The organism is Dactylosporangium salmoneum (assembly GCF_039532525.1).
GTDB classification, from domain to species: domain Bacteria; phylum Actinomycetota; class Actinomycetes; order Mycobacteriales; family Micromonosporaceae; genus Dactylosporangium; species Dactylosporangium salmoneum.
The window spans coordinates 201,440-207,637 of record NZ_BAAARV010000067.1 but is presented as its reverse complement, the minus strand read 5'-3'; the positions used below and the strand labels follow the sequence as shown (position 1 = coordinate 207,637).

The window sequence follows — 6,198 nt, the reverse complement described above, 5'->3', positions numbered from 1 at the left end:
CCGCCGCCGCTGCCCGGCACGCCCCCGCCGCTGCCGGGTTCGCCGCCGCCGCTGCCCGGATCGGCCTTCACGCCGCCGCCGCTGCCTGGCACCCCTCCGCCGCTGCCCGGGTCGGCGACGCCGCCGCCGCTGCCGAGCGAGCTGTCTCAGATGCCCGGGGCGATCGCCGGTCCGCCGCCGCTGCCCGCATACGGCACGCCGGACGCCCGGCCCGCGGCCTCCTTCGGCGGCAACGACGCGCCCGCCTACGGCGTGCCCGACGCCCGACCCGGAGCCGCGGCCTTCGGCGGCAACGACTCACCGGCCTATGGCATGCCCGACGCCCGACCCGCGGCCTCCTTCGGCGGCAACGACGCGCCCGCCTACGGCGTGCCCGACGCCCGACCCGGAGCCGCGGCCTTCGGCGGCAACGACTCACCGGCCTATGGCATGCCCGACGCCCGGCCCGCGGCCTCCTTCGGCGGGAACGACGCGTCCGCATACGGTGTGCCGGACGCCCGGCCCGGAGCCTCGTTCGGGGGGAACGACGCGCCGGCCTACGGCGTGCCCGACGCCCGGCCCGCAGCGCCGTTCGGCGGCGACGAACAGACGCCCCCGCCCGTGTCCAGCTCGCCGTTCCTCGTGGCCGAGGAGCCCCCGGCGCTGCCGGGCGAGGCGGCGCAGGACGACGACCAGGGCGGCAAGGCGGCCGAGGCACCGGCGGCACCGTCGTACACGACGCCGTCCGCCGAGCACCCCTGGGGACACAACGACTCGCCCGGCGGGGCCGCGCAGCCTCAGCAACCGCAGCCGCCGCAGTGGCAGCAGATCCAGCCCGCCCAGCCGGGGTGGAACCCGCGGCCCGGGTACGTCACGCCGCTCCCCGGCCAGCAGAGCTGGGGCGCGCCCGGGCAGCCGGGTCAGCAGGGCGGCCACCCGGGGCAGCCGCCGCAGGGCGGGCATCCCGTACAGCCGCCGCAGGGTGGGCACCCGGGGCAGCCGCCGCAGCCCGGCCAGCCGGGTTGGGGGCAGCAGCCCGGCCAGCCGGGATGGCAGCCGCAGCAGCAGGGCTGGCAGGCGCCCCCGCCGGCGCAGCAGGGCTGGAACCCGCCGCCTGGGCAGCCTGGGCAGCCCGCCCAGCAGCCGGGCTGGGGGCAGCCGCCCGCCTCGGCGCCGCCCGCGCAGCAGCCCGGATGGAACCCGCCGCCGGCCCAGCAGGGCTGGCAGCAGCCGGGCGCCCACCCTCAGCACCCTGGCGCCCACCCGCAGCAGCCGGGCTGGCAGCCGCCGCCCGCCTCGGCCCCGTCGGCCCAGCAGGGATGGCAGCCGCCGCCCGCGCAGCCGGGACAGCCGCCGGCCTGGGGGCAGCAGCAGCCCGCCCAGCAGGGATGGCAGCCGCCGCCCGCGCAGCCGGGCTGGGGCCAGCCGCCGGCGTCCGCCCCGCCGGCTCAGCAGGGCTGGGGCCAGCCGCCCGCGTCCGCCCCGCCCGCGCAACAGGGCTGGGGACAACCGCCGGCGTCGACCCCGCCGGCCCAGCCGGGCTGGGGACAGCCGCCCGCGTCTGCCCCGCCGGCCCAGCCGGGCTGGGGACAGCCGCCCGCGTCCGCCCCGCCGGCCCAGCCGGGCTGGGGACAGCCGCCCGCGTCCGCCCCGCCCGCGCAACAGGGCTGGGGACAACCGCCGACTTCTACCCCGCCGGCCGAGCAGGGCTGGGGACAGCCGCCGGCGTCGACCCCGCCGGCCGCTCCGCCTGGTTCGCAGGCATGGGGGGCCGAGCCGGTGGCGTGGACCCCGCCGCCGATGCCCGGGGCCGGTGCACCTGGAACGGAGAGCAAGGATCATGACGTACCACCGCAGAACTGGCCCGGTCGCGGAGACTTCCCGCCGCCGGCCAACCGCGCGCCGGGGAGCGTCTACCCGACGACCGGGGCGCCCGCTCAGCCTGCGCCGGAGCACCAGCAGCCCCCCGCCATCCCTCCGCCCGACGAGGAGCCTGCTTTAGAGGAGGCATCCGAGCCGGCCCCTGCGGCCGGCGCCTATGGGAAGTGGGCCCGCAGCGAGCGGGCCTCCGCCGGCACCGTGTACGGCGGGAAGGGCGGCGTGGCATCGTCGTCCGACTCGACCGGCGGCGGGGGCAGTCCGCTCGAGAACTCCGGCTCGCTCACCGGGCACATCCTGAGTCAGGGCACCGCGGAGCACGATGACGATGACGACGAGGAGCCGGCCAGGTCCGGCAACCTGCGGGTGATCATCATCATCGCGGTTCTGGTGGTGGTGTTGCTGGTCGGCGGGTACCTCGCCGTCACCTACGCCAGAGATTTCATGAACGACACGTTCAGCAGCGTGCCGAAGAAGAAGTGAGCCGCGGCACCACGGCTGGGACCGCACCCCTGGGATCGGCTACGCTGAGCCGTTCTCCAATCGGAAGGTCCCAGCTCATTGCTGCCCGCTGACCCCAGCTCATTTCCTTCACTGTTCGAACTCGAGCTCTCATCGTTCGAACAAGACGAAGACCCCGGTTTCGCCGGGCTCGGTTTGCCCGCCAAGCTGGTGCGGGCGCTCGCCGGCCAGGGCATCACCGATCCGTTCCCGATCCAGTCGGCGACCGTCCCGGACGCGCTCGCCGGCCGCGACGTGCTCGGCCGCGGGCGCACCGGCTCGGGCAAGACCCTCGCGTTCGGCCTGCCGATGCTCGCCCGGCTCGCCGTCTCCGGCCGCTCCCGGCCGCACGCGCCCAAGGCGCTGGTCCTGGTGCCCACCCGCGAGCTGGCGATGCAGGTCAACGACGCGCTGACCCCGCTGGCCAAGGTGCTCGGCCTGTTCTGCAAGACGGCCGTGGGCGGGGTGCCGTACGACCGCCAGATCTGGTCCTTGGAGCGCGGCGTGGACGTCCTCGTGGCCACGCCGGGGCGCCTCGGAGACCTGGTCAAGCGCGGTGCGTGCCGGCTCGACGCGGTGGAGATCGCCGTGCTCGACGAGGCCGACCAGATGGCCGACATGGGCTTCCTGCCGGAGGTCACCGAGATCCTGGCCCAGACGCCGCAGGGCGGGCAGCGGCTGCTGTTCTCCGCGACCCTGGACAAGGACGTCGACACCCTGGTCACCCGCTTCCTGGTGAACCCGGTCACGCACTCGATCGAGCCGCCGGTGGCCTCGGTCGGTTCCATGGACCATCACGTACTGCTGGTGCCCCCGCACGACAAGGTGGCGATCGCCGCCTCGATCGCGGCCCGGAAGGGCCGGACGATCCTCTTCGTGAAGACGCAGCTGGCCGTCGACGAGCTGGTCGAGCAGTTCGCCAAGGTCGGCGTGCGGGCGGGCGCGCTGCACGGCGGCAAGACGCAGCGGGTGCGCACGCGCACGCTGGCCGAGTTCCGCGAGGGCACGGTCGACGTGCTGGTCGCCACCGACGTGGCCGCCCGGGGCATCCACATCGACGACGTGTCGCTGGTCGTGCACGTCGACCTGCCCCGTGACCAGAAGGACTACCTGCACCGGGCCGGGCGCACCGCGCGGGCCGGGGCGGCGGGCACGGTCGTGACGCTGGTGCTGCCCCGGCAGCGGCGGCGGGCGGCGGCGCTGCTGGCCAAGGCCGGGGTCACCCCCACCGAGTTGCGCGTGCGCGCGGGCGACCCGGCGCTGGCCGAGGTCACCGGCGCCCGCCAACCCAGCGGCGTGCCGGTGCGAATCTCCGCACCCAGCTCCGTAGCCAGTCACACCGCGGCCAACCACCCGCCGTACCGGCGTCGGGTGAACGATCGGCGGCCACCCCGCAGTCGTTAGCGGCAGAGCGAGGCGTAAATGCCCGCGGTCGGATACGGTCCCGGCATGACCGTGCTACCGCGGGCGTTCGCCTGGCAACGGACCGACATTGCAGGCGGCGAGTTCGTCACCCTCGACGATAGGCGCGGGCTGCGCGCCAAGGGGGTCACGTTCGCCGCCGACAACGCGCTGTACACCTGCCGCTACGAGCTGCACGCGGACGAGTCGTGGGCCAGCACGCGGCTGGAGGTCACCGTCGAGGGCGCGGGCTGGCTGCGCACCCTGCGCATGGAGCGGGCGGCCGGCCGCTGGCGGGTCACCACCAGCGAGGTCGGCGACCTGGAGAAGGTCCTGCCCACCGCGCCGCTGCCCGGCATCGAGGAGCCGGACCGGCTCCACTCGGTCCTCGACCTCGACCTGTACAACTCGCCGCTGACCAACACGCTGCCGGTGCGGCGCCTGGGTCTGCTGCAGGCAGAGCAGGGCACCAAGGCGCAGGTCGAGGCCGCATGGGTACTGCTACCGAGCCTCGCCGTCCTCCCCCTCGAGCAGAGCTACGAGGTGCTCGGGCCGCGGCTCGTGCGGTACCGCTCGGAGAACTTCGCCGCCGACCTGGAGCTCACCGGCGACGGGTACGTCGCGGAGTACCCGGGCCTGGCCAGCCTCGCCTGATGGCACTCAGCCGGCCGGCTGGTTGCGCCCCTCCCATTTCGTGGAAAGCGCGATGGTGGTGCGGGTCCGGGCCACGCCCTCGACCCGGTTGAGGTCGACGATGAGCCGTTCCAGATCGCCGATGTTCTTTACCCGCGCCTTGCACAGAAACGATTCCTCACCCGCCATGAAGTAGCAGGATTCGATCTCCTGGCGGGCCCGGAGTGCGTCGAGGACGGCGTCGGTGTCGCCGCTGCTGTCCTGCACGATACCGATCACGGCGGTCAGGGGCAGGCCCACCGACTCGGGCTCCACCTCGGCACGGTAGGCCCGGATCACCCCGGAGGATTCAAGCTTGCCGACGCGTTCGTGCACGGCCGGGGCGGAGAGACCGACCTTCCGGGCAAGCTCGGCATATGGAAGCCTGGCGTTGTCCCGGAGCAGGTCGATGAGCTGACGATCGATCGAGTCCATCGCGACAAGCCTAACGGTCCGGGTTTTAACACAGCTAATTACCCAGAAGTGCGTTTTCCTCGTTTCCCGGACACGGCACGACAGCGGTGCTGTAATGGGCGTACATCCCAGGATGACTCGCGCTTTCAGCTTCGCAGCATGGGGGTGCGCGGGCCCGGCGAGCCACCCAGGGTAAAGGAGGGGCCGTGGAGACGGGAGATCGTCTGCTGACGCCCGGTGAAGTCGCTGCCTTGTTTCGCGTCGATCCGAAGACGGTGACGCGATGGGCCGCGGCTGGCCGGATCAGTAGCATCCGAACCCCGGGTGGACACCGGCGGTTCCGGGAATCGGAGGTGAGAGCCTTGCTCGAAGGGGATGAGGCTCTGGATGACACCTCTAACGGGAATGGCCGAGCTCACCCGACCAACGAGTGAACAGGCTGTGCGACACGCCGGCGGCGTCCAGAATCTTGCCGGCGACGAAGTCGACCAGCTGCGCGGCCGTGGCCGCGGCTCCGGCGGCATAGAAGCCGGGGCTCGCGGGCAGGATCACCGCACCCGCGTCGTGTAGTGCGATGAGATGCTCCAGGTGACTACGTGTCACCGGGGTCTCGCGTGGCACGACCACGACCGGGCGGCGCTCCTTGAGGTTTACCTCGGCGGCGCGCTGAAGGAGGTCCTTGGACAGTCCGATGGCGATGCCGGCACAGGCGGCCGTGCTGGCCGGCACAACCAGCATGCCCTTGACGGGGTAGGACCCACTGCTCGGACCGGCGGCAAGGTCGCCGGCCGGCCAATGGGTCACGTCCGCGCCGTCGAGCGGGCGACCGAGCCACGCGGCGAGGTCGTCCTTCCAGTGCGCGTCGCGGAACGACACGCCGGTCTCGTCGAGCACGGTGAGCCGTGCCGCGCGGGAGACGACGAGGTCGACGGCCTCGCCGGCGTCGAACAGCGCCCGGATGACGGCCGCCGCGTAGGGCGTGCCCGACGCCCCGGACACCCCGACGACCCACGGCTTGCGCTGCACGGCGTCAACTCTGCCACGGCAGCGGGGCGATCCCGCGCTGGAACCGCCCCGCCGTGACCGTGTCGGCGGTGTTACTCCGCCCCGCCGTCCGCGGGCGTGACGAGTACCACCCTGCGGCGCCGGGCCAGCACGAACAGCGCCACACCGCCGCCGTGCCGGCCATGGCGACCGCGTTGGCGCCGGTGAGCGGCAGAGCGCCGTCGCGGTTCCCGCCGCCGTTGATGACCACCTCGGCGAGATCGTTGGCCGGGTTGTCGTCCTTGAGCTCGCCGAACTCGTACGGGTTGGTGAAGGACACCGTGCCCTTCGCGTTGGCGATCACCTCGG

Annotated in this window: 6 protein-coding genes and 1 pseudogene; 4 read left to right on the top strand and 3 right to left on the bottom strand. The window is 73.7% G+C overall.

Annotated elements, in window-relative coordinates:
• The 3 genes and pseudogenes from ABD352_RS34945 to ABD352_RS34935 all read left to right on the top strand — a co-directional run.
• A pseudogene (locus ABD352_RS34945) lies at positions 1-2,340 on the top strand (hypothetical protein); the annotation flags it as partial.
• 111 nt (positions 2,341-2,451) lie between these two features.
• Entirely contained in the window at positions 2,452-3,762 is a 1,311-nt protein-coding gene (locus tag ABD352_RS34940; RefSeq protein ID WP_344616814.1) for a DEAD/DEAH box helicase, read from the top strand.
• Between the two features lie 45 nt (positions 3,763-3,807).
• Positions 3,808-4,413, top strand: coding sequence for a putative glycolipid-binding domain-containing protein (locus ABD352_RS34935; protein ID WP_344616798.1), 606 nt, complete (start codon positions 3,808-3,810; stop codon positions 4,411-4,413).
• A 6-nt stretch (positions 4,414-4,419) separates the two neighbouring features.
• Here ABD352_RS34935 and ABD352_RS34930 read toward each other — a convergent pair whose 3' ends face one another.
• Positions 4,420-4,866 (bottom strand): Lrp/AsnC family transcriptional regulator, encoded by a 447-nt coding sequence (locus tag ABD352_RS34930; RefSeq protein ID WP_344616797.1) that lies wholly within the window; start codon positions 4,864-4,866, stop codon positions 4,420-4,422.
• Positions 4,867-5,051: 185 nt separating this feature from the next.
• Between ABD352_RS34930 and ABD352_RS34925 the strand changes: the two genes are divergently transcribed.
• Positions 5,052-5,279, top strand: coding sequence for a BldC family transcriptional regulator (locus tag ABD352_RS34925; RefSeq protein WP_344616796.1), 228 nt, complete (start codon positions 5,052-5,054; stop codon positions 5,277-5,279).
• On the opposite strand, the gene ABD352_RS34920 is transcribed toward ABD352_RS34925, so the two are convergent.
• Entirely contained in the window at positions 5,242-5,871 is a 630-nt protein-coding gene (locus tag ABD352_RS34920; RefSeq protein ID WP_344616795.1) for a UbiX family flavin prenyltransferase, read from the bottom strand. The two genes, ABD352_RS34925 and ABD352_RS34920, sit on opposite strands and share 38 nt — an antisense overlap.
• A 4-nt stretch (positions 5,872-5,875) precedes the next feature.
• Positions 5,876-6,193, bottom strand: a complete 318-nt coding sequence (locus ABD352_RS34915) for a hypothetical protein (RefSeq protein ID WP_344616794.1) — start codon at positions 6,191-6,193, stop codon at positions 5,876-5,878.
• Between the last annotated feature and the right edge of the window lie 5 nt (positions 6,194-6,198).